Genomic DNA, 23,066 nt, shown 5'->3' with positions numbered 1-23,066 from the left:
GAGTGGGCCTGCGAACGATTCGTAATAGCATTTCGCACAAAAATTAATCCAATCGCAAAATAAGTGCAAAAATTGTGCAAATCTTAAGCGCATCGGCGGGGAAATGCCTGCTGAATTCTTGTGCTGTCCAAAGATTGCCCGCCTTCATGGCTGCGCAAGGCCCCGCAGCGGGCCGCCTGCCAGGAGAAGGGGACGCAAGTGAAACTGATCATCGCAGCAATCAAGCCATTCAAGCTGGAGGAGGTCCGCGAGGCGCTGACCACCATCGGCGTCCGCGGCATGATGGTGACCGAAATCAAGGGCTTCGGCTCTCAGTCCGGCCATACCGAAATCTACCGTGGGGCCGAATATGCCGTGAATTTCGTGCCGAAAGTGCGCCTTGAGATCGTGGTCTCGGATGCGCTGGCCGATCAGGTGGTGGAAACCATCCGGTCCACCGCCCGCACCGACAAGATCGGTGATGGCAAGATCTTTGTGCTGGATGTCGAACAGGCCGTGCGTGTGCGGACGGGCGAAATCAATGACGACGCGCTCTGAGAACAGGGTCGAAGGGGAAGAGAGAACCATGAAAACATTGACGAAACTTTCCGGCCTCAGCGCGGCGTCCGCGTTTGCCGCCTTGCCCGTCTGGGCGCAGGAGGCCACGACCGAGGCCGCCGCCGCGACCGCCGAAGCCGTCGTCGAGGCCGCCCCCGTGATGGACAAGGGCGATGTGTCCTGGATGATGATGTCTGCGGTGCTGGTGCTCTTCATGACGCTGCCGGGCCTTGCGCTGTTCTACGGCGGCCTTGTGCGCACCAAGAACATGCTGTCGGTGCTGATGCAGACGACGCTGGTTGCCTGCGTGATGATGCTGGTCTGGGTCACCTATGGCTATTCCGTCACCTTCGGCGGCTCCACCTCGGCGTTCTGGGGCGGCACGTCCAAACTGTTCCTGTCGGGTGTCACGGCAGACAGCATGTCGGCCACCTTCTCGGCGGGCTATGTCATCCCTGAATATCTGTTCATCGCCTTCCAGATGACCTTCGCGGCCATCACCCCGGCGCTGATCATCGGTGCCTTTGCAGAGCGGGTGAAATTCTCGGCCGTTCTGGTGTTCTCGGTGCTCTGGGCGACCTTCTGCTACTTCCCGATCGCCCATATGGTTTGGGATGCGAATGGCCTGCTGTTCCAACACGGCGCCATCGACTTTGCAGGCGGCACCGTGGTGCATATCAACGCCGGTGTTGCAGCGCTGGTCGGCTGCCTCGTGATCGGCAAGCGCGTCGGCTACGGCAAGGAAAACATGGCCCCGCATTCGATGGTGATGACCATGATCGGCGGCTCGATGCTCTGGGTCGGCTGGTTCGGCTTCAACGTCGGCTCCAACCTTGAGGCCAATGGCGGCGCGACGCTGGCCATGATCAACACCTTCATCGCCACCGCTGCCGGTGTTGTTGCCTGGTCGCTGCTGGAAAGCGTTCTGCGCGGCAAGGCCTCGATGCTGGGTGCAGTTTCGGGCATGGTGTCCGGCCTCGTCGCCATCACCCCGGCCTGCGGCACCATCGGCCCGATGGGCGCGATTGCCCTTGGCGTGATTGCGGCGGCGGGCTGCTACTTCTTCGTCACCGTGGTCAAGATCAAGCTGAAGTATGACGACAGCCTGGACGTGTTCGGCATCCATGGCGTGGGCGGCATCATTGGCGCCGTGCTGACCGGCGTGTTCTCGGCAGCCAGCTTTGGCGGCGTGAAGGGCGACGATTACTCCATCGCGGCCCAGACCTGGATCCAGATCGAATCCGTCGCGCTGACCGTGGTGTGGACCGGCGTCATCTCCTTCATCCTCTACAAGCTGGTGGATATGACCATCGGCCTGCGTGTGGATCAGGATGCGGAACGTCAGGGCCTTGATCTGACCTCGCATGGCGAAGCCGCCTATCACGGCTGATCTGCCCACCGGGTGCCGGGGCCTTCTCCCCGGCACTGCATCACAGACAAAAGGCCCGGAGCGCTGCTCCGGGCCTTTTGTATTTCAGTCCCGCAGGATCGGCGGGTTACAGGACCGACGCGACGGCCCGTGCCAGCAAGGGCACCGTGCGCGCATTCAGCCCGGCGATGTTTATCCGGCTGTCGCCCACCATATAGATGCCGAACTCTTCGCGCAGCCGCACCACCTGTGCCTCGGTCAGCCCCAACCGCGAGAACATGCCGCGATGGCGCGCCACGAAATCAAAGCGGTCGCTGTTGGTCTCGGCGCGCAGCGCATCGGCCAGTGCCTGCCGCAGGCCAAGCATGTTAAGTCGCACCTCTTCCAGCTCGGCCTTCCAGTCGGCACGCAGGGCATCATCTTCCAGGATCATCGTCACCAGACGCGCGCCATGATCGGGCGGAAAGCTGTAATTCTGGCGGTTCAGGAAGGCGAGGTTCTGCTGGGTGATCTTGGTCGCCTCGGCATCCTTCGACACCGCGATCAGCACGCCGGTCCTTTCGCGGTAAATGCCGAAATTCTTGCTGCACGAGGCCGCAATCAGCACCTCGGGGAAAGACGCCGCCACCAGCCGCGTCGCGGCGGCATCGGCTTCCAGCCCATCGCCAAAGCCCTGATAGGCCAGATCGACCAGCGGCACCGCGCCCTTTGCGGCCAGCAGCGCCACAACCTCGGCCCATTGCGCCGGATCGAGGTTCGCGCCGGTCGGGTTGTGGCAGCAGCCATGCAGCAAGACCACATCGCCCGGCTTGACCGTGCCCAGATCCGCCAGCAACCCGGCAAAATCCACGCCGCCAGTGGTGGCATCGAAATAACGGTATTCCGCCATCGGAATACCCAGATATTTGATGATCGACGGATGGTTCGGCCAGGTCGGCGCCGAAATCCACACCGTCGCCCCGGGCGATGCCAGCTTCACCAGCTCCAGCGCCTGCCGGATCGCCCCGGTGCCGCCCGGTGTCGCCACCGAGGCCAGACGCGCTGCCGCAACCGCCCCATCCAGAATCATCGCCTGCATCGCGGCGTTATAGGCAGGTTCCCCCGCCAGCCCGGTATAGGTCTTGGTGGTTTCCAGTTGCCACAACTGCTGCTCGGCGGCCTTGACAGCCCGCATCACCGGGGTCAGCCCGGTGGCATCTTTGTAAACCCCCACGCCGAGGTCAATCTTGCCCTCGCGCGTGTCTTCCCGATACATCTGGATCAGTTGCAGGATCTTGTCCTGCGGCTGAGCCTTCAGTGCCTCCAGCATCGCTTTACCCTTTCGCGACTTTCAGATCGTCATACATGCCCCATTCGGCCCACGATCCATCGTAAACTGACCAGTTCCGGTGCCCGACCCGCTCCAGCGCCAGCGCCAGAACCGATGCCGTGATCCCTGAACCGCAGGTGGTGATCGCGGGCTTGCCCAGATTGACCCCCGCCGCCTCGAACACCGCCTTCAGCGCAGCAGGATCCTTCATGGTGCCATCGGCGTTCAGAACCTCGCCAAACGGCACGTTCTTGGCCCCCGGAATATGACCGGAGCGCAGACCGGGCCGGGGCTCGGCCACCTCACCCCTGAACCGGGGCGCGCTGCGGGCGTCGATGATCTCGGCCTCGCCCAACTTACTGGCATGGGCGACCTGCGTCACATCCTTCACCAGCCCGGCCTGACGGCTGACGGTGATGTGGCGGTCGCGCACCATCGGCGGCATATCCTCGATCTCGCGCCCCTCGGCCTGCCATTTCGGCAAACCACCATCCAGAACCGCAATATCCATCTTGCCCATCAGACGGAACGTCCACCAGACCCGTGCCGCCGAAAACAGCCCGGTGCTGTCATAGACCACCACCTGATGGCCATCGCCCACCCCCATGGCCCGCATCCGGCTGATGAACTTCTCGGGCGGCGGTGCCATATGCGGCAGCGCCGAGCGCGCATCGCTGATGTCATCAATGTCGAAGAAACGCGCCCCCGGAATATGCGCCTGCGCATATTCGGCCTGCGCATTGCGCCCCGCGTCCGGCATGTGCCAGCTCGCATCCAGCACCCTCAGATCGGGGTCTTTCAGATGGGCGGCAAGCCAGTCAGTCGAAACCAGAGTTTTCGGGTCATCCAAGAAGGCGGCGGTCATCGCGGGTCTCCTCACCGGGGGTCAGCCCGACTTAACCACAGCCGCCCGCGCAGGCAAGGGCGAAGCCATGCCAGACGCCCGCCCCGCGCCGCAACTGTCTCAGTGATTCTGCTTCAGCAGCCGCTGCTTCTGGCGGTCCCAGTCGCGCTTCGCCTCGGTCGCGCGCTTGTCAGCCAGCTTCTTGCCCTTGGCGATGCCCAGCTTGATCTTCACGATGCCCCGGTCATTGAAATACATCTTGACCGGCACGATGGTCATGCCTTCGCGCGCGGTTGCATTCCACAACCGGCTCAGTTCCTTCTTGGACACCAGCAACTTGCGCCGCCGCCGCTCGTCATGGCCAAAGGTTTTCGCCTGCACATAGGGGGCAATATAGCCATTGATCAGCCACAGCTCGCCCCCCTCGACCGAGGCATAACTCTCGGCGATGTTGGAGCCGCCCTGACGCAGCGATTTCACCTCTGATCCATACAGCATGATGCCCGCCTCAAGGTCGCTTTCGATATGGTAATCGAACCGCGCCCGGCGGTTTTCGGCAATCAGCTTGGAATTGGGATCAGATTTCACGACCATGATGGGTCCGAGATAGGCGAGCCGCCCCCGAAAGTCCAGACCCGCGCCTCAGGCTTGCGGCGCAACCCTGCGGGTGCGCAGCAAGGTGTATATCCCTGCCGCCACCACGATGGCCGAACCAAGATAGGTCATCGCATCCGGCCGCTCGCCAAACACCAGCAACCCAAGGATCAGCGCGAACACCAGCCGGGTATACCGGAACGGCGTCACCACGCTCACCTCGCCGGTGCGCATCGCCACGGTCAGCGCCCAATAGGCATAGACCCCGATACAGATCGCCAGCACCAATTGCCCGCAATCCACGAGCCCGGGCATCACCGCCCCGCCCTGCCACAGCAACAGCCCGGCCCCGGTGGGCACCATCGCCAGAAAGCCGTAAATCCCCAGCTGGAAATTGCTCAGCACCTTCGGCGCAGCGCGCGTCGCCAGATCCCGCCCCGCAAAACCGATCAGCCCGGCCACCGCCAGCAAGGACGCCATGCTGAACCCGTCCAGCCCCGGCCGCAGGATCACCAGCACCCCCAGCAATCCCACCGAAATCGCCGTCCAGCGCCGCCAGCCGACCCGCTCGCCAAAGATCAGCGCCGCCCCAGCCACCACCACCAGCGGCGTCGCCTGCAAGATCGCACTGGCACTCGACAGGGCGGTGAAGGCAAGCGCCAGTGTGTAGAACAACCGCCCCAAGACCTCGAAAGCCGCCTTCACCAACATGCGCGGCTGCACCACCGCCGGATGCCAGATCGCCTGCCCCTGCGCCCGCGTCAGCGCCATGAACAGCAGACTGCCGCCGCCGCCGAACAGGATCAGGATCTGCCCCACCGGCATGCCATGGCCCGCCACACGCTTCAGCAGCATGTCCTCAAGGGCAAATCCCGCCATGGCCAGAACCATGAACAGACTGCCGCGCAGGTTATCGCTCACGGCACATCCCTTTCATCTTGGCCCAAATATCCTGGGGTGCGGGGGCAAGCCCCCGCGCTGTCACAGCAGGCCCGCGTGCACCATCGCGGCCTTGATGCGCGCCTTCGTGCCCTCGGTCAGCCCGACCAGCGGCAGGCGCACCTCTTCGGAACACAGACCCAGCAGTGACAGCCCGTATTTGGCGCCCACCAGCCCCGGCTCAAGGAAGATCGCCTCATGCAGCGGCATCAGACGGTCCTGATAGGCCAGCGCCTTGGCATAGTCCCCTGCCAGCGTCGCCGCCTGGAACTCGGCGCAGAGGCGCGGGGCCACATTGGCGGTCACCGAAATGCAACCCACGCCGCCATGGGCATTGAAACCCAGCGCCGTCGCATCCTCGCCCGACAGTTGGATGAACGCGGCACCGCAGGTGGCGCGCTGCATCGACACCCGTTCGATCTTGCCGGTGGCATCCTTCACCCCGATGATGCGCGGCAGCCGGGCCAGCTCGCCCATCGTTTCGGGCGACATGTCAACGACCGAGCGGCCCGGGATGTTATAGATGATGATCGGCAGATCGCAGCAGTCATGCAGCGCGGTGAAATGCGCAATCAGCCCTGCCTGCGTCGGCTTGTTGTAATAGGGCGTCACCACAAGCGCCGCATCGGCCCCCACCGCCGCCGCATGGCGGATCAGCCCGATGCCCTCGACGGTGTTGTTCGATCCTGCGCCCGCGATCACCGGCACCCGGCCTGCGACGGCCTCGACCACGATCTCGATCACGCGGCCGTGCTCTTCATGGCTCAGCGTCGGGCTTTCCCCGGTTGTGCCCACCGGCACAAGCGCGTTGGAGCCTTCGGCGATATGCCACTCCACCAGTTTCTTGAGCGTCGCCACATCCACTGCGCCGTCCTTGAACGGCGTGACAAGGGCAGGCATGGACCCTGTGAACATGACACGCATCTCCTGAAACTCGGGGGCAGACTCGCCCGTTGACCGCCCGCTGTCTAACGGGCCTTCGCGCCCTTGCCAAGTTGCCCTGTGCGTCTTGCACGTGCTGTCCGGGTTGTGAGTTGCCCTTGCCGCCACATTGCGGCACTTTCCGGCCATGTCGATCCTGCGCGCCCTCACCCTCGCTCTGCTGCTGGCCACGCCCGCCGCAGCCCAGTCCGATCCCGCCAGCGCCCTGCGTCTGGCGTTGAATGAGGCCGGTCGCGCCAATTGGGAGGAGGCACAGCGCCTCGCGCAGGGCAGCAGCGCCGTGGGCGCCGATGTCATCCAGTGGCAGCGCCTGCGCGCAGGCGTCGGCACGCTGACGGAATACGAGGATTTTCTGGCCCGCCGCCCGGATTGGCCGGGCCTGCCGCTGCTGCGTCAGAAGGGCGAGGCGGCGGTGGCGCGGTCCTCCACCCCGGCGCGCGTGATCGGCTGGTTCGGCAGCACCCTGCCCGAAACCGGCACCGGGTCGCTGGCGGTGATCAAGGCGCTGCTCGCGCAGGGTCGCGGTGCCGAGGCCGAGGCCGAAGCCCGCCGCGCCTGGACCAGCCTGCCCTTCACCGCCGAGGACGAGGCGGTGCTGCTGAAGCTCTATCCCGCGCTGCGCGACCTGAACGAGACGCGCCTTGCCACCCTGCTGTGGGAGGGCAAGCAGGGCGAGGCGAAGCGGCTGTTGCCGCAGGTGTCCGAAAACTGGGCTGCGCTGGCCCGCGCCCGCATCGCCCTGATGGAGCGGACCACCGGGGTCAGCCGTCTGGTCGAAGCCGTGCCCGGCAGCCTGGCCCAGCATCCGCTGCTGGCGCAGGCGCGGCTCGACTGGCGCATCTACAGCGACCTCTGGCCCGATGCCGCCGCGCTGATGCTGGAACATTCCGCCAGCGCCGACACGCTGGGCCGGCCCGAGCTTTGGGCCGATCGCCGCGCGCAACTCGCGCGTCATCTGCTGCGCGAGGGCGAGGCCACGCAGGCCTATCGCATCGCCGCGCGCCACCGGATGACCAGTGGTGCCGCCTATGCCGATCTGGAATTTCTGGCCGGGTTCATCGCCCTGCGCCGTCTGGATGATGCCCAAACCGCCCTGACCCATTTCCGCCATCTGGAAAGCGCGGTGGTCACACCGATCTCGGTCAGCCGGGCGAAATACTGGCAGGGCCGCGCGCTGGAAGCTCTGGGCGATCCCGCAGCACAGGCCGCATATACCGAGGCCGCCCGCCACCAGACCGCCTATTACGGACAGCTCGCCGCCGAAAAGCTGGGCCTGTCGCTGGATGCCAGCCTTCTGGCCCCGCTGAACGCGGCGGACTGGCGGCAGGCCGCCTTCGCGCGTTCTTCGGTGCTGGAGGCCGCACTTCTGTTGCTGAAGGCGGGCGACCGCACACAGGCCAAGCGGTTCTTGCTGCATCTGGCCGAGCCGCTGACGGCCCCCGATCTTGCCAGCCTCGCCGCACTGGCGTTGCAGATCAACGAGCCGCATATCGCCGTTCTGCTGGGCAAACAGGGGGCCGAGCGTGGCATCATCCTGCCCGAAGCCTATTTCCCGCTGCCCGTCATGGTGCCCGAGGGCCTTGCCACATCACGTGCGCTTGCCCTGTCGATCTCGCGCCGCGAATCCGAATTCGATCCCGCCGCCCGCAGCAGTGCGGGCGCGCGCGGCCTGATGCAATTGATGCCGGAAACCGCCGAACGCACCGCAAAATCACTGGGTCTGCCCTTTGAGGTGTCGCGGCTGACCAGCGATCCGGGCTTCAATGCGACGCTGGGCAGCGCCTATCTGGCAAAGCTGATCGAGGAATTCGGCCCCTCCATCGCGCTGGTCGCCTCGGGCTACAATGCGGGCCCGGGCCGCCCGCGCCGCTGGATAACCGAAATGGGCGACCCACGCCGCCCCGATGTGGATGTGGTTGACTGGGTAGAGATGATCCCGTTTTCGGAAACCCGCACCTATGTGATGCGTGTCTCGGAATCGCTAACAATCTACCGCGCCAAATTGCGCGGCAGCCCCGGCCCGATCCGGCTGATTGCCGAACTGAAAGGCTGATCCTTCGGCGTCGCCCTGTTCAGGCGCGGCGCGCCACGGCCGCCGCCCCATCGCGCGACAGCTTCAGCCAGGCCAACATGCCGCTGAAAAAGCCCATGGAGGCCAGCAGCACAGCCATGGTCATCTGTGCCTGATCCGCCATGCTCGCCGTCAGGGCCAGATACCCGAAGGCCCAGAAGCCCGACCAGCTGATCACACAGATCACGGCTACAAGTTTTGTCATGTGGTTCCTCCCAAAACCGCGCGTCCGGGCAGCATGGGACGGATTGTCGCAGGGTGCCAGCGTATTCTGTGGCCCCGCCCGCCCTGGTGTCAGACTTTGGTCGTAGCCCGCCCGCCAAAAGCCGCGGCCCGACCGTGTGGGGCCGGGCCGCGCAGTCGGGGGGAAATCAGCCGTAGCTGCGCCGGTCCTCGATCACCTTGCCGTCATTGGGCAGGGTGCCCGGCGTCACGATTTCCACCCGCCCGCGCAGCTTCAGCACTTCCAGCACCGAGCCTTCATACAACGCCGGATTGGAGGCGCGGCTTTCCACCTGCACCAGCATCGTGTCCATTTCGCCCTCGCGCAGCGCGATGACGCGGGCGCGGGCGACCTCTTCATGCCGCGCCACCAGCTCGGCCACCTGCTCGGGGCGCACGAACATGCCCTTGATCTTGGTGGTCTGATCCGCCCGCCCCATCCAGCCCCGGATGCGCAGATTGCTGCGCCCGCAGGGCGAGACGCCCGGCATCAGCGCCGACAGATCGCCGGTGGCAAAGCGCACCAGCGGGTAATCGCGGTTCAGCGTGGTCACAACCACCTCGCCCACCTCGCCCACCGGCACCGGATCACCGGTGCCCGGGCGCACGATTTCCACGATCACCCCTTCATCGAGGATCATGCCCTCCATCGCCGGGCTTTCGTAGGCGATATTGCCCAGATCCGCCGTGGCATAGCATTGCAGCACCGAAATGCCACGATCCGCATATTCCCGGCGCAAGGACGGGAACAAGGCACCGCCACCCACCGCCGCGCGCGTGATCGACAGCCGCTCGCCCAGTTCATCCGCGCGGTCGAGGATCACCTTGAGGTAATCCGGCGTGCCCGCATAGGCGGTGCTGCCCACATCCACCGCCGCGCGCACTTGCAGATCGGTCTGCCCGGTGCCCGCAGGCAGAACAGCCGCCCCCACCGCGCGCGCACCGGATTCAAAGATCATGCCCGCAGGGGTCAGGTGATATCCAAAGCAGTTCTGCACGATATCGCCGCGCCCGATGCCGCAGGCATGCAGAAACCGCCCCATGCGCCACCAATCCGCCGTCGTGCGGCCAATCTCATAAATCGGCCCCGGCGACTGGAAGATATGCTCATAGGCCCCGCCCGGCGGCAAAAAGCCCCCCAGCGGCGGATAGGCCTTCTGCGCCCCCGACAGATCCGCCTTACGGATCAGCGGCAGCGCCGCCAGCGCCTCGGCACTGGTGATCGAAGCGGCCTCGACCCCGGCCAGAGTGCGGGCCATCGCGGGAGTGCGTTGTGCCAGCGCGATCAGCGCGGGCAGATCCAGCGTCAGATCGGCGGCGCGCTGATCGGCGGATCGGGTTTCAAGCGCATCAAAATGGGTCATGCCTGTCTCCCCCTCACGCCAGCCACCGCTTGCGGCGGCGGTAGGAGCGCACGTCGCGGAACGACTTGCGCCCCTTATCCGACATGCCGAGGTAGAATTCCTTCACATCCGGGTTTTCGCGCAGCTCTTGTGCCGTGCCTTCCATCACCACCCGGCCGCTTTCCAGAATATAGCCGGTATGGGCATAGCGCAGCGCCACATTGGTGTTCTGTTCGGCCAGCAGGAAGGTCACGCCTTCGCCCGCGTTCACCGCGCGCACGATCTCGAAAATCTGTTCCACCAGCTGCGGGGCCAGCCCCATCGAAGGTTCATCCAGCAGGATCATCTCGGGGCGCGACATCAGCGCGCGTCCCATCGCAACCATCTGCTGCTCGCCGCCCGAGGTATAGCCAGCCTGGCTTTTGCGCCGCTCGCGCAGACGCGGGAAGTAGTTATAGACCATCTCCAGATCGGCATTGATCGCGCCCTTGCCGTCGGTCCGGGTATAGGCGCCAGTCAGCAGATTTTCCTCCACCGTCAGGTGCTCGAAACAATGCCGCCCCTCCATCACCTGAATGACGCCGCGCTTGACCAGTTCCGCTGGGTTCAGATCCTGCACCCGGTCGCCGCGATAGCTGATCGTGCCTTTGGTCACGGCCCCGCGCTCGGAATGCAGCAGGTTCGACACGGCCTTCAGTGTGGTGGTCTTGCCCGCCCCGTTGCCGCCCAGCAGCGCCGTGATGCCACCCTTGGGCACAGTCAGGCTCACGCCTTTCAGCACGAGGATCACATGGTTGTAGATCACCTCGATATTGTTGACCTCAAGCAGGGTCTCCGGTGTCGTCGTCGCATCAAGCATGGCAAAGCCCTCGGGCAGAAGGGAGAGGCCCCGGCAGATGCCGGAGCCCCGGTCACTCTCAGTTGCAGCGTTCGGTGATGGCATTCTCGGCTGCGAAAGCCGCCGAATCTTCCATGACGAGCGGCGTCAGCACCTCGTCATCCGGCGCGATGAAGCCCGAAATCAGGTTCCACTTCTTCGCCTCGGCATCCCATTGCTGGATCATCGCCGCGCCAGGGCCACCATGGTCCTCACAGCTTGCCTTGAACGGCTGGCCAAAGTTCGGCAGGCCCAGTTCGGCCATGCGTGCCTCGGTGATCTCCAGTTGTTCGAACCCGTCGCGCACCTGCGCCGCATTCACCGCCGAAGTGCCATGGATTTCCTGCGCCTTGCGGATCGCCTCGGCAATCACCATCGCCGCATACATGCCGCGCGAATAGAGCACCGATCCGGCCTGATCGCCCGCGCCTGCGGCCTTGCCCGCATCCAGCACATGCTTCTTCAGATCGGCATAGACCGGGTAGTCCGCGCCGATGCCGTGCATCGTCAGAGATTTGTAGCCATGGGCCCCGGCCCCTGCGGGCGTCACGTCATTTTCCGAACCCGACCACCAGATGCCGATGAAATTCTCCATCGGAAAGCGGATATTCGCGGCCTCCTGAATGGCAACCGAGTTCATCACACCCCAGCCCCAGAACAGCACATAATCCGGCTTGTCGCGGCGCACTTGCAGCCACTGGCTTTTCTGCTCCTGGCCGGGGCTGTCGATCGGCAGTTCGGCCAGCGTGAAACCGTGCTTTTTCGACAGTTCCTGCAAGGTGCGGATCGGCTCCTTGCCATAGGCCGAATTGTGATAGAGCAGCGCAATCTTCTTGCCTTCCAGGCTGCCGCCATTCTGCTCCAGCAGATGTTTCACCGCCACGCTGGCACCGTCCCAATAGTTCGCCGGATAGTTGAACACCCATTCGAACACCTTGCCATTCGCCGCCGAGGTGCGCCCGTAGCCCGGCGTATACAGGGTGATGCCATCCGCCTTCATCTTGGGGATCAGCTGATAGGTGATGCCGGTCGACAGCGGGTTATAGACCAGCGCGCCTTGGCCCTTGGTCGCCTCATAGCATTCCACACCCTTTTCGGTGTTATAGGCGGTCTCGCATTCCGGCACCTGCACCTTTTCGCCGCCGATGCCGCCATCGCGCTCGTTCAGCAGGGTGAAGTAATCCTGAAACCCGTCGGCATAGGGAATGCCGCCCGCCGCGAACGGCCCGGTGCGGTAGCTCAGGTTCGGCACGACCAGATCCGCAAGCACCGGACCCGCCGCTGTGGTGGCCGCAATCGCCGCTGCCGCCAGCATGGTAAAGGTTTTTTTCATTGTCATTCCTCCCGTGTTGATCTTTGCGCCGCGCCCGCCTCCCACGCGCGCGGCTGTGGTCCGGCCCCGCCTCAATGCGGGAAGGGCCAAAGTCTCAGCTTCTCTTTCGTCACGCGCCACAGCTGTGCCAGCCCATGCGGCTCCAGGATCAAGAACACGATGATCAGCAGACCGACGATCATCAGCTCCACATGCGCGGCCAGATCGGTGGGCCAGCCCATGCCTTCGACCAGCACGTTTTTCAGGAACACCGGCAGCAGCACCAGAAACGCCGCCCCGGCAAACGAGCCGAACAGACTGCCCAGCCCGCCGATGATCACCATGAACAGGATCAGAAAGCTTTTCTGGATGCCAAAGGCCTCGCCCACTTCCGCCGCCCCCAGATAGACAGCGAAGAACAGCGCCCCCGCCACCCCGATGAAAAACGAGCTGACCGCAAAGGCCGACAGTTTGGTGGTCAGCGGGTTCACCCCGATGATCTCGGCGGCGATATCCATGTCGCGGATCGCCATCCATTTGCGCCCCACCGTGCCGCGCGTCAGGTTGCGGGCCAACCAGGCCAGCGCAAACAGGATCGCCGCGCAGAAGAGATATTTCGCCCAGGCCGGCGTATTGGCCCCCGTCACCGCCACGCCCAGCAGCGTGCGCTCCGGAGCGGTGATCTGGCCCGAGGCCGAATAGTTGTAAAACCACGGCACCTTGTTGAACAGCCAGACCAGAAAGAACTGCGCCGCCAGCGTCGCCACCGCAAGGTAGAACCCCTTGATCCGCAACGAGGGCAGCCCGAACAACACACCCACCCCCGCCGTGATGCCGCCCGCCAGCAGCACATGGATCAGGATGTTCACCTCGGGAAAGGCGGTCATCAGCTTGTAGACCGCATAGGCCCCAACCGCCATGAACCCGCCGGTGCCAAGGCTCACCTGCCCGCAATAGCCGGTCAGGATGTTCAGTCCGATCGCCGCAATCGCATAGATCAGAAAGGGCACGAACACCGCATTGGCCCAGTAATCATTGATCACGAAGGGGATGATGCCGAAGCCGATCACCAGCACCGCGTAATAGCGCATCCGGTCGAACGTGATCGGAAAGGTCTGGCTGTCCTTCACATAGGAGGTCTTGAAATCCCCCGCTTCCCGGTAAAACATCAGCCCCTCCCTCCTCTTTTCATGCTTTCATCTTGGTCGAAATATCCCGGGGGTTTGGGGGCTGGCCCCCAATCCGTCGCCAGCCACATGCTCATGCCTCAGACCCTCTCGATGATCTTCTCGCCAAACAGCCCCTGCGGCCGAAAGACGAGGAACAGCAGCGCCAGCACATAGGCAAACCAGTTTTCGGTCGCCCCGCCGATCATCGGCCCGACGAAGAATTCAAACAGCTTCTCGCCCATGCCGATGATCAGGCCACCGACAATGGCCCCGGGTATCGAGGTGAACCCCCCCAGCATCAGCACTGGCAGCGCCTTCAACGCGATGAGGCTCAGGCTGAACTGCACGCCCGATTTGGTGCCCCACATGATGCCCGCCACCAGCGCCACGAAACCGGCGATGGACCAGACCAGAACCCAGACAAAGCGCAGCGAAATGCCGACCGACAGCGCCGCCTGATGGTCATCCGCCACCGCCCGCAGGGCGCGGCCATATTTGGTGTATTGGCTGAACAGCGTCAGCGAGGCGACCAGCGCCGCCGCCACCAAAGCCGCGACAATATCCAGCCGGTCGATGAAGAACCCATAACCCAGCCACTCGGCCGTCCAGCCCTCCACCGCATCCGAGATGCCCTGCGGCAGGCCCACATCCAGCGTCTTGATGTCGGCCCCCCACATCACATCGCCGAGGCCTTCCAGAAAATACGCGAGGCCGATGGTCGCCATGAACAGGATGATCGGCTCCTGGTTGACCAGATGTTTCAGGATCAGCCGCTCGATCAGGATGGCCAGCCCCACCATCACCAGCGCGGTCAGCGCGATGGCGACGATGCCGGGCAATTGCCAGCCGAAGTGGTGCAGATCGGTGCCGAAGGTGGCATTGATCACATGGGCAAACGGGATCTGCCCGCTTTGCAGCCCCACCAGTGTCAGCGCGGCAAACAGCGCCAGCACGCCCTGCGCATAATTGAAGATGCCGCTGGCCTTGAAGATCAGCACGAAGCCCAGCGCCACGAGGGAATACATGATCCCCGCCATGAGGCCGTTGAGCGAGACTTCCATCGCATAAAGAAGTTGGTCAGGCATGTGCGGCCCCCGATGTTGCAGTCCCCATGGCTGCCCGGCACAGGCCGGACAGATCCCAGACGCGCGGCCTAGTCATGGGCCACCCCCAGATAGGCGTCGATCACCGCCTGATTGTTGCGCACCTCGTCGGGCGTGCCGTCACCGATCTTCTTGCCGTAATCCATCACCACCACCCGGTCGGACAGATCCATCACCACGCCCATGTCATGTTCGATCAGGGCGATGGTGGTGCCGAATTCGTCGTTCACATCGAGGATGAAGCGGCTCATGTCCTCTTTCTCCTCGACGTTCATGCCCGCCATCGGTTCATCGAGCAGCAGGAGCTTGGGTTCTGCGGCCAGCGCGCGCGCCAGTTCCACCCGCTTTTTCAGCCCATAGGGCAGACGCCCCACCGGGGTTTTGCGGATGTGCTGGATCTCCAGAAAATCAATGACCCTCTCGACCCGTTCGCGATGCTCTGTCTCTTCGCGCTGCGCCCGGCCCCACCAGAGCGCCTGTTCCAGCAACCCGGTTTTCATCAGGGTCAGCCGCCCGGTCATGATATTGTCGAGCACCGACATGCCCTCGAACAGCGCGATGTTCTGGAAGGTGCGGGCGATGCCCTGCTGCGCCACCTCATAGGGTTTCATCGGCGCGCGTCTTTGGCCGCGAAACCAGACTTCGCCCTCTTGCGGCACATAAAATCCGCTGATGACGTTCAGCATCGACGATTTGCCGGCCCCATTCGGGCCGATGATCGCGCGGATCTCGCCTTCGCGTATGTCAAAGCTGATGTCGGTGATCGCCTTCACCCCGCCAAAGCGCAGAGTGATGTTCTTCATCTCCATCAGCACGCCGCCGATGCTGCGGCCATCCGCCGTGGTATAGCCTTCATTTCCTGGCTGAACAGTCATTGGCGCACCACCTTCAGCGCCGGAAATGCCGCCAGCGGACGATGGCAACCCTCAGGTGCGATGCTTGGCCGACTCGCTTCTTCATTGCAGGCACTCCGATGGCCAACCAACCCGATCTTTTCAAAGAAGGTGTCGCACGCGCTTGCCGCAGCGAAGGCCTTTCCCCGAACGATACTTACCTTGCGCTGTGCCAGACGCATCGCTGCGACGCCGCTGCGGATTGTGATCTCTGCACGCAACTGCGCCTTGCAGTCCAATACGCCTTCAGCTTTCCATGATGCGCTCATGCTGCAGCCCTCCGGCTCTCGCCGCCCAAAACTGCCGCATCCATCAGCCGCAGCGTCGCCTTGATCGCGCCCTTGCGGCCGTCCTCATAGGTCACTTCCGTTTCGGTATAGATGCTGTCGCGCCCGTCATAGAGCGCGGCAATCAGGTCTGCGAACTTCTCCTCAACCACCTTGCGCCGCACTTTGCGGGTGCGGGTCATCTCTCCGTCATCGGCATCCAGTTCCTTGTGCAGGATCAGGAAGCGGTGCACCTGACAGCCCGCCAGCATCGGATCGGCGGCGACCGAGCGGTTCACCTCCTCCACATGGCCGCGGATCATGTCATAGACCTGCGGATGCCCCGCGAGTTCCTGATACGAGGAATAGGCGATGTTGTTGCGCTCTGCCCAGTTGCCCACCGCCGTCAGATCAATGTTGATGAAGGCGGTGCAGCGGTCGCGGCCATTGCCGAACACCACCGCCTCAAGGATCGAGGGATAGAATTTCAGCTTGTTTTCAACGTATTTTGGCGCGAACAGGCTGCCATCCGCCATTTTGCCCACGTCTTTCGCCCGGTCGATGATGCGCAGATGCCCGGTGCCTTCCTCGAAGAAACCGGCGTCGCCGGTGGCAACCCAGCCTTCGGCATCCTTGGTCGAGGCCGTGCTTTCGGGGTTCTTGTAATAGGACATGAAAGTGCCGGGGCTGCGGTAGAACACCTCGCCATTCTCTGCGATCCGCAGCTCCACCCCCGGCGAGGGCACACCCACGGTATCCGAACGCACCTGACCATCCGGCTGCTGGGTGATGAACACCGAGGCTTCGGTCTGGCCATAAAGCTGTTTCAGGTTGATGCCCAGGGACCGATAGAAATCAAAGATCTCCGGCCCGATCGCCTCGCCCGCCGTATAACCCACCCGCACCCGGGTAAAGCCCAGCGTGTTTTTCAGCGGGCCATAGATCAGCTTGTCACCGATCCAATAGGCCAGCCGGTCTGCGCCCGACACGGGTTTGCCATCCAGAATGGCAGGCCCGACCCGGCGCGCCACGCCCATGTAATGATCGAACAGCCATTTCTTGACGCGGCCCGCATCTTCCATGCGGATCATCACCTGCGTCAGCTGGCCTTCGAACACACGCGGCGGGGCAAAGAAATAGGTGGGGCCGATCTCACGCAGGTCGGTCATCATGGTCGCAGCGGATTCCGGGCAGTTCACGCAGAACCCGGTCCAGATCGCCTGCCCGACCGAAAAGATGAAATCGCCCACCCAGGCCATCGGCAGATAGGCCAGCACCTCGTCCCCGGCGCGCAGCTTGTCGAAGGTGGCAGAGTTTTTCGAGGTTTCGATGATATTGCGGTTCGACAGCACGACGCCCTTGGGCTTGCCCGTCGTCCCCGAGGTGTAAAGCATCACGCAGGTGCTGTCATAGGTCAGCTCGGCAATGCGGCGGTCCAGCTCGGCATCAAAGCGGTGATGCGCGGCCTTGCCCTCGGCCACCACATCGGCCAGCGCGTTCATGCGCGAATGGTCGTATTTGCGCATCCCGCGTTTGTCGAGATAGACCACCTGTTCGATGAACGGCACGGTCAGCTGCACCTCGATCACCTTGTCGACCTGCTCCTGATCACCGCAGACCACAAAGCGCGCGCCGCAATGTTCCAGCACATAGGCCATCTCGTCGCCCGTGGCGTCCTGATAGAGTGGCACCGGCACCGCCCCGCACATCTGCGCCGCGATCATCGCCCAATAGAGCGCGGGCCGGTTGCGGCCGATCACCGCCACATGGTCGCCCCGGTTCATCCCCAGCGCCATGAAGCCCAGGGCCATCGCGCGGATCTCTGCCGCGCCCTCGGCCCAGCTCCAGGCCTGCCAGATGCCAAATTCCTTTTCACGCCAGGCTGGCTGCTGCGCGTAAACACGCGCATTGCGGGCCAGCAGCGCCGGAATCGAGGTCAACTCGTCCGTTCCCGCCATGCAATCTCCTCCCTGCGCCCTTTGGGGCGTCGTGCAAGCGGGGCGATTCTACGGCCGCCGCCAGTTGCAAGACTAGGGATGACGGGGAATGCTTGCCGGAGTTTTTCGCAATCCTTGCGAATTGTTACAGGCAGAGATTGTCGCTTCCGGTTGCGGGTCCGGCAATGATAGCCATGAATAAAGAGGGGGCAAAGCCATGGGCACAGACGAGGCACGCGCGGGCCTGATGCGGGCCGGGCTGAACCTGATCCAGCAGGCGCTGTCGATCTATGACCGCGATCTGCGACTGGCCGTGTGGAACCCGCGCTTTCAGGAAATGTTCGCGCTGCCGGAACATCTGGCCAGCGAAGGCGCCAGTTTCGAAGAAACGATCCGCTTTCTGGTCGGGCGCGGCGAATATGGCGTGGTCGATGACCCCGAAGCGGCGGTGCAGGCCCGGGTGCGCGCCGCTCGCGCCTTCCAGCCGCATTACATGGAACGCGAGCGCCCCGGCGGGCGCTGGATTTCCGTCGAAGGCTCGCCGCTGCCGCAGGGCGGCTGGGTCACTGTCTATACCGACATCACCGAAGTGAAGCTTCAGGAACGCATGTTGCGCGCCCGTTCCGCCGAACTCAGCGATGAGGTGCTGGCCAATTCAGAACGGCTGGCACAGGCGAACCGTGCGCTGGCCGCCACCAATACCGCCTTGCAGGAAGCCAAGCGCGAACTGACGGAAATGGAGGCGCGCACCCGGCTGACCACCGAAATGATGCCCGCCCATATCGCGCATGTCGGGCGGGATCTGCGCTATACCTATTCCAACCGCAGGCTCAGCACCGTCATTCCGGGCCGCCCGTCGCAGATCCTCGGGCTGACCGGGCGCGAGGCGCTGGGGGATGAGACCTTCGAGAAGATCCACCCCTATCTGCTGCGCGCGCTGGAGGGCGAGGCCTCGGTCTTTGAATTCAGCGACGAGGCCAGTGGCCGCCGCATCCGGGCCGCCTTCACCCCGGATCAGATTGCCGACGGGCCGATCAGCGGCGTCTATATCCTGTCGATGGATGTCACCAGCGAAACCCAGGCCCGTGCCGCCCTGATGCAGACCCGCAAACGCGAACTGGCGGTGCAGCTGACCTCGGGGGTTGCGCATGATTTTGCCAATCTGCTGACCATCATCCTCGGGCTGCAAGGTCGGCTGGAACGGCTTGATCTGCCCGAGGACGGGCGCGCGCTGGTGGCGGGCACCTTGGCGGCGGCACGGCGCGGCGGGGTTCTGCTGGACCGCATCGCCTCGGTCTCGGGGCGTCGCGCGCCGCGCCCGGTGGCGACCGATGTGGCCGCCCTGCTGGACGATCTGCGCCTGCTCGCCACCCCCACCCTTCCCGAGACGACCCGGCTGGAAACTCATATCGGCGGCCCTCTGCCGCTGCTGTTGCTGGATGCCGGGGCTTTGCAGGATGCGCTGGTCAATCTGGTCCTGAATGCCCGCGATGCCATGGGGGCCAAAGGGGGTCTGATCCGCATCTGCGCGCAGGCGCTGCGCGACACCTGGCTGGAAATCCGCGTCGAGGATGAGGGCACTGGCTTTAGCGCCGAGGCACTCGACAAGGCGCTGGACCCGTTCTTCACCACGAAGGGCGGCGAGGGCACCGGGTTGGGCCTGTCGATGGTCTATGACCAGACCACACTTGCGGGCGGCACATTGCGCCTGTCGAACCGGCCCGGCGGCGGGGCTTCGGTCTCGCTTCGGCTGCCGTTGCGCCCGGTGGAGATTGCCCCCGCGCCGCTGCTGGTGCTGTTGGTCGAAGATGATCCCGACATCCGCGAAACCGTGCGCGGCATGTTGCGCGCCGCAGGCCATGCCGTGATCGAGGCCGCAAGCGGCGCCGAGGCGCTGGCGCTGGCCGAGGTGCCCGGCATCGGTCTGGTGCTGTCGGACATCCAGCTGGCCGGCGCGATGAGCGGCACCGATCTGGCGGCGGCGCTGCACGCCAAGGGCCATGCCGCCCGCCTGCTGCTGATGAGCGCGCTGCCCGCAGGCGACCCGCGCCGTCTGGCCGCCACAGCCCCGGTCTTGACCAAGCCCTTCGATGCCGCCACGCTTTCTGCCGTAATCGGAGCCAGCCTCGCATGACCAAAGCCCCGCATATTGCCATTCTGGACGACGAGCCGGAAATCCGCCGGATGCTGGCCGATGCGCTGGAAGAGGCGGGATACCGCGTCACCACCCATGGCCGCGCCACCGAATTCGAGGCGGCGCTGAAACGCATGACCCCCGATGTCTGTCTGGTCGATCTGGGTCTGCCCGACCGTGACGGGCTGGCGGTGGTGCATCGGCTGGCGCTTGAATCCGGGGCGTCGATCATCATCATCTCGGGGCGCGCGCAGGTGCAGGATCGTGTGACCGGGCTGGAACTGGGGGCGGATGATTACATCATCAAACCCTTCGATCCGGCCGAGGTGGTGGCGCGGGTGCGGGCGCGGCTGCGCAAATCCCGCCCGGAACCGGACCGGGGTGCGCAGATCGCACGGTTCAACGGCTGGACGGCCCTGTTCGACCGATATGTGCTGATCGCCGCGGATGGCGGCGAAGTGCCGTTTTCCCATGCCGAGGGCGAGGTGCTGCGCCTGTTCCTCGATGCGCCGAAACGCCTGATTTCGCGCACGCAGATGCAGGAAACGCTGGGTGGCGTGGCGGGGGAAAGCTTTGATCGCGCCATGGATGTCCGCATTTCGCGCCTGCGCACCAAACTGGGCGAAGACCCGAAAAACCCCACGCTGATCAAGACGATCTATGGCGCGGGGTATATTTTTCTGGGCGATGTCAGCTGGGGCTAGGCCCCGCCATCACGCCAGCATCCGGTCGGCGCTGGCCTCGAACAGGCTGCGCGCATAGGTCGTCTGCATCTGCGCCCCGGCCAGTTGCGCGCGCGTCAGCTCTTCCACCGCACGGCCATGCTGCATCACCAGCACCCGGTCACACATATGGTCGATCACCGCGAGATCATGGCTGACCATCAGGAAGGTCAGCCCGCGCTCTTCGCGCAAACGGCTGAGCAGATTGAGCGTTTCGGCCTGCACACTGGCATCCAGCGCCGAGGTCGGTTCGTCCAGCAGCAGGATCTCCGGCTCCAGCATCAGCGCCCGCGCAATCGCCACCCTTTGCCGCTGCCCGCCGGAAAGCTGGTGCGGATAACGAAAGCGGAACGACACCGGCAGACCCACATCCGCCAGCGCCTGCACCACGCGTTTGTCAGTGTCGCCGATGCCATGAATCGCCAGCGGCTCTGACAGCGTGCGGTCCAGCGTGTGCCGGGGGTGCAGGCTGGCATAGGGGTCCTGAAACACCATCTGCACCCGGCGCGAAAAGGCGCGGCCCCGTTCGACCGGCGCGCCGCCGATGCGGATCGTGCCGCCCGACACCGGCGCCAGCCCGCAGATCGCGCGCAGGATGGTGCTTTTGCCCGACCCGCTTTCGCCCACCAGCCCAAAGCTTTCCCGGCTGTCGACAGACAGGCTCACCCCCTCGACCGCTCGGACGCTGCGGCCCTTGGCCTCGAAGGTCACCGACAGGTTTTCGATCTCGATCAAAGCCATTTCAGCGTGCCCAATCTGCAGTGCGGTCCAGCCCCGGCAACGGCCCCCGGTCGCCGCCAATCCGGGGCAGGCAGTTCAGCAGGCCCTGCGTATAGGGATGTCTGGCCTGCAACAGATCCTGCGCCGCCAGCTCTTCGACCACGCGGCCCTTGTACATCACCAGCACCCGGTCACAGAACCGCGCCACCAGCCGCAGATCATGGCTGATGAAGATCAGCCCCATGCCCCGGTCGCGCACAAGACCATCGAGGATCGACAGAACCTCGGCCTGCACCGTCACATCCAGCGCCGAGGTCGGCTCGTCCGCAATCAGCAGATCGGGGTTGGGGATCAGCATCATGGCGATCATCACCCGCTGGCCCATGCCGCCCGACAATTCGTGCGGATAGGCCTCCATCACCCGGCCAGGGTCGCGGATCTGCACCGCCTCCAGCGCTGCAACCGCCTTGTCGCGGGCGGCGGCCCGGCCCAGCCTGTCACGCTGGCGCAGCCCCTCGGTCAGCTGATCACCGATCTTCATCACCGGGTTCAGCGAATATTTCGGATCCTGCATCACCATCGCCATGCGCGGGCCGCGCAGGGCGCGCATTTCCCGTTCGCTCATCTTCATCAGGTCGCGGCCATTGAACAGCATCTCGTCCGCCTCGATCCGCCCCGGCGGGCGGATCAGCCGCAGCACCGAACGCCCGGTCATGGTCTTGCCCGAGCCACTTTCGCCGACGATGCCCAGCCGTTCGCGGCCAAGGCTGAACGACACGCCGCGCACCGCCTCGACCCGGCCCGCCTCGGTATTAAAGGTCACACGCAGGTTTTTTACCGACAGAAGGGTCATTTGCCACTGCTCCTCGGGTCCAGCACGTCGCGCAGCCCGTCGCCCAGCAGGTTGAAGCCCAGCGACACGATGAAGATGGCAAGCCCCGGCATGGTGGCCACCCACCATTGTTCAAACAGGTATTTGCGCCCGGCCGAGATCATCAGCCCCCATTCCGACAGCGGCGGTTGTGCACCAAGGCCCAGAAAGCCAAGGCCCGCCGCAATCAGGATCACCCCCGCCATATCCAGCGTGACGCGGATGATGACCGAGGGCAGGCACATCGGCATCACATGGCCCCAGATGATCCGGCTGGCCCCCGCCCCTTGCAGCCGCACCGCCGCGATGTAATCGGAATTGCGCACGGTCAGCGTTTCGGCCCGCGCCACCCGCGCATAGGGCGGCCAGGCGGTCAGCGCGATGGCCAGAACTGCGTTCTCGATGCCCGGCCCCAGCACCGCCACCAGCGCCAGCGCCAGGATCAGCCGGGGAAAGGCGAGGAAAATATCGGTGATGCGCATCAGCACCTGATCGACCCAGCCACCGAAATAGCCCGCCACCGTGCCGACCAGCATGCCGATCAGCGGGGCCGTCACCGCCACCAGGGCGATGATGTAAAGCGTGATGCGCGCGCCATGCACGATCCGGCTCCAGATATCGCGGCCGAAATCGTCGGTGCCCAGAAAATGCCCCGGAGAGCCGGGCGGCAACAGCCGGTTTTGCAGGTTCTGCGCCACCGGATCATGGGTGGCAAGCCAAGGCGCAAAGGCCGCCATCAGCAGCAGCGCCCCGATGATGATCAGCCCCGCCACCGCCAGCGGATTGCGCTTCAGCCGCAGCCAGCCCAGATAGGTTTGCCCTAGCCGGGCCTGCCGACGCGAGGCAGGATTGGGATCACGCAGCCATGTGATGAATTGCGACATGCTGCCCC

Annotated in this window: 22 protein-coding genes; 5 read left to right on the top strand and 17 right to left on the bottom strand. The window is 64.4% G+C overall.

Annotation, left to right across the window (positions count from 1 at the left end):
- Nucleotides 1-198: 198 nt before the first annotated feature.
- Entirely contained in the window at nucleotides 199-537 is a 339-nt protein-coding gene (locus KM031_RS11505) for a P-II family nitrogen regulator (protein WP_215504766.1), read from the top strand.
- A 28-nt stretch (nucleotides 538-565) separates the two neighbouring features.
- Nucleotides 566-1,927 (top strand): ammonium transporter, encoded by a 1,362-nt coding sequence (locus KM031_RS11500; RefSeq protein ID WP_215504767.1) that lies wholly within the window; start codon nucleotides 566-568, stop codon nucleotides 1,925-1,927.
- A gap of 106 nt (nucleotides 1,928-2,033) precedes the next feature.
- Here the strand turns inward: KM031_RS11500 and KM031_RS11495 are convergent, their stop codons facing one another.
- From KM031_RS11495 to dapA, 5 genes are all read right to left on the bottom strand, one after another.
- The gene (locus KM031_RS11495) at nucleotides 2,034-3,215 is read right to left on the bottom strand and encodes an amino acid aminotransferase (protein ID WP_215504768.1); all 1,182 of its coding nucleotides are present in this window, start codon (nucleotides 3,213-3,215) and stop codon (nucleotides 2,034-2,036) included.
- Between the two features lie 4 nt (nucleotides 3,216-3,219).
- Nucleotides 3,220-4,080 (bottom strand): 3-mercaptopyruvate sulfurtransferase, encoded by an 861-nt coding sequence (gene sseA / locus KM031_RS11490; protein ID WP_215504769.1) that lies wholly within the window; start codon nucleotides 4,078-4,080, stop codon nucleotides 3,220-3,222.
- Nucleotides 4,081-4,179: 99 nt separating this feature from the next.
- A complete protein-coding gene (gene smpB, locus KM031_RS11485) occupies nucleotides 4,180-4,653 on the bottom strand; it encodes an SsrA-binding protein SmpB (protein ID WP_215504770.1) in 474 nt (157 codons plus the stop codon).
- Between the two features lie 48 nt (nucleotides 4,654-4,701).
- Nucleotides 4,702-5,574 carry a DMT family transporter gene (locus tag KM031_RS11480; protein ID WP_260691912.1) on the bottom strand — a complete coding sequence of 291 codons (873 nt, stop codon included), beginning with the start codon at nucleotides 5,572-5,574 and terminating at the stop codon, nucleotides 4,702-4,704.
- 60 nt (nucleotides 5,575-5,634) lie between these two features.
- Complete coding sequence (dapA, locus tag KM031_RS11475) at nucleotides 5,635-6,507, bottom strand: 4-hydroxy-tetrahydrodipicolinate synthase (protein WP_215504771.1); 873 nt, start codon at nucleotides 6,505-6,507, stop codon at nucleotides 5,635-5,637.
- Between the two features lie 154 nt (nucleotides 6,508-6,661).
- Between dapA and KM031_RS11470 the strand changes: the two genes are divergently transcribed.
- Nucleotides 6,662-8,587, top strand: coding sequence for a lytic transglycosylase domain-containing protein (locus tag KM031_RS11470; protein ID WP_215504772.1), 1,926 nt, complete (start codon nucleotides 6,662-6,664; stop codon nucleotides 8,585-8,587).
- Nucleotides 8,588-8,606: 19 nt separating this feature from the next.
- Here the strand turns inward: KM031_RS11470 and KM031_RS11465 are convergent, their stop codons facing one another.
- The 9 genes from KM031_RS11465 to KM031_RS11425 all read right to left on the bottom strand — a co-directional run bounded on the left by KM031_RS11465 (nucleotide 8,607) and on the right by KM031_RS11425 (nucleotide 17,748).
- Nucleotides 8,607-8,810, bottom strand: a complete 204-nt coding sequence (locus tag KM031_RS11465) for a hypothetical protein (RefSeq protein WP_215504773.1) — start codon at nucleotides 8,808-8,810, stop codon at nucleotides 8,607-8,609.
- Nucleotides 8,811-8,976: 166 nt separating this feature from the next.
- The gene (locus KM031_RS11460) at nucleotides 8,977-10,191 is read right to left on the bottom strand and encodes a phenylacetate--CoA ligase family protein (protein WP_215504774.1); all 1,215 of its coding nucleotides are present in this window, start codon (nucleotides 10,189-10,191) and stop codon (nucleotides 8,977-8,979) included.
- 13 nt (nucleotides 10,192-10,204) lie between these two features.
- Nucleotides 10,205-11,029 carry an ABC transporter ATP-binding protein gene (locus KM031_RS11455; protein ID WP_215504775.1) on the bottom strand — a complete coding sequence of 275 codons (825 nt, stop codon included), beginning with the start codon at nucleotides 11,027-11,029 and terminating at the stop codon, nucleotides 10,205-10,207.
- Between the two features lie 58 nt (nucleotides 11,030-11,087).
- Nucleotides 11,088-12,380: an ABC transporter substrate-binding protein gene (locus KM031_RS11450; RefSeq protein ID WP_215504776.1), complete on the bottom strand. Its 1,293-nt coding sequence runs from the start codon at nucleotides 12,378-12,380 to the stop codon at nucleotides 11,088-11,090.
- Nucleotides 12,381-12,451: 71 nt separating this feature from the next.
- Nucleotides 12,452-13,528, bottom strand: coding sequence for a branched-chain amino acid ABC transporter permease (locus KM031_RS11445; RefSeq protein WP_215504777.1), 1,077 nt, complete (start codon nucleotides 13,526-13,528; stop codon nucleotides 12,452-12,454).
- Between the two features lie 98 nt (nucleotides 13,529-13,626).
- Nucleotides 13,627-14,613 (bottom strand): branched-chain amino acid ABC transporter permease, encoded by a 987-nt coding sequence (locus KM031_RS11440; RefSeq protein ID WP_215504778.1) that lies wholly within the window; start codon nucleotides 14,611-14,613, stop codon nucleotides 13,627-13,629.
- Nucleotides 14,614-14,681: 68 nt separating this feature from the next.
- Nucleotides 14,682-15,506 carry an ABC transporter ATP-binding protein gene (locus KM031_RS11435; protein WP_215504779.1) on the bottom strand — a complete coding sequence of 275 codons (825 nt, stop codon included), beginning with the start codon at nucleotides 15,504-15,506 and terminating at the stop codon, nucleotides 14,682-14,684.
- Entirely contained in the window at nucleotides 15,503-15,793 is a 291-nt protein-coding gene (locus KM031_RS11430) for a hypothetical protein (RefSeq protein ID WP_215504780.1), read from the bottom strand. Before KM031_RS11430 ends, KM031_RS11435 begins: the two co-directional genes overlap by 4 nt.
- Entirely contained in the window at nucleotides 15,790-17,748 is a 1,959-nt protein-coding gene (locus KM031_RS11425) for a long-chain fatty acid--CoA ligase (protein ID WP_215504781.1), read from the bottom strand. Before KM031_RS11425 ends, KM031_RS11430 begins: the two co-directional genes overlap by 4 nt.
- Before the next feature lie 196 nt (nucleotides 17,749-17,944).
- Between KM031_RS11425 and KM031_RS11420 the strand changes: the two genes are divergently transcribed.
- Together KM031_RS11420 and KM031_RS11415 are read left to right on the top strand one after the other, a co-directional pair.
- Nucleotides 17,945-19,861, top strand: a complete 1,917-nt coding sequence (locus KM031_RS11420; protein WP_215504782.1) for a hybrid sensor histidine kinase/response regulator — start codon at nucleotides 17,945-17,947, stop codon at nucleotides 19,859-19,861.
- Nucleotides 19,858-20,565, top strand: coding sequence for a response regulator transcription factor (locus KM031_RS11415; protein ID WP_215504783.1), 708 nt, complete (start codon nucleotides 19,858-19,860; stop codon nucleotides 20,563-20,565). Before KM031_RS11420 ends, KM031_RS11415 begins: the two co-directional genes overlap by 4 nt.
- A gap of 9 nt (nucleotides 20,566-20,574) precedes the next feature.
- Here the strand turns inward: KM031_RS11415 and KM031_RS11410 are convergent, their stop codons facing one another.
- Genes KM031_RS11410 through nikC form a run of 3 tightly spaced genes read right to left on the bottom strand, consistent with a single transcriptional unit; the run spans nucleotide 20,575 to nucleotide 23,058 of the window.
- Entirely contained in the window at nucleotides 20,575-21,324 is a 750-nt protein-coding gene (locus KM031_RS11410; protein WP_215504784.1) for an ABC transporter ATP-binding protein, read from the bottom strand.
- A 1-nt stretch (nucleotide 21,325) separates the two neighbouring features.
- Nucleotides 21,326-22,156, bottom strand: coding sequence for an ABC transporter ATP-binding protein (locus KM031_RS11405; protein WP_215504785.1), 831 nt, complete (start codon nucleotides 22,154-22,156; stop codon nucleotides 21,326-21,328).
- Entirely contained in the window at nucleotides 22,153-23,058 is a 906-nt protein-coding gene (gene nikC / locus KM031_RS11400; RefSeq protein ID WP_215504786.1) for a nickel transporter permease, read from the bottom strand. The genes KM031_RS11405 and nikC overlap by 4 nt, the downstream gene beginning before the upstream one ends.
- Between the last annotated feature and the right edge of the window lie 8 nt (nucleotides 23,059-23,066).

Source organism: Gemmobacter fulvus (assembly GCF_018798885.1).
Classification (GTDB): domain Bacteria; phylum Pseudomonadota; class Alphaproteobacteria; order Rhodobacterales; family Rhodobacteraceae; genus Gemmobacter; species Gemmobacter fulvus.
Note: the sequence above shows the minus strand (reverse complement) of the source record. Positions and strands in the feature narration are given on the sequence as shown.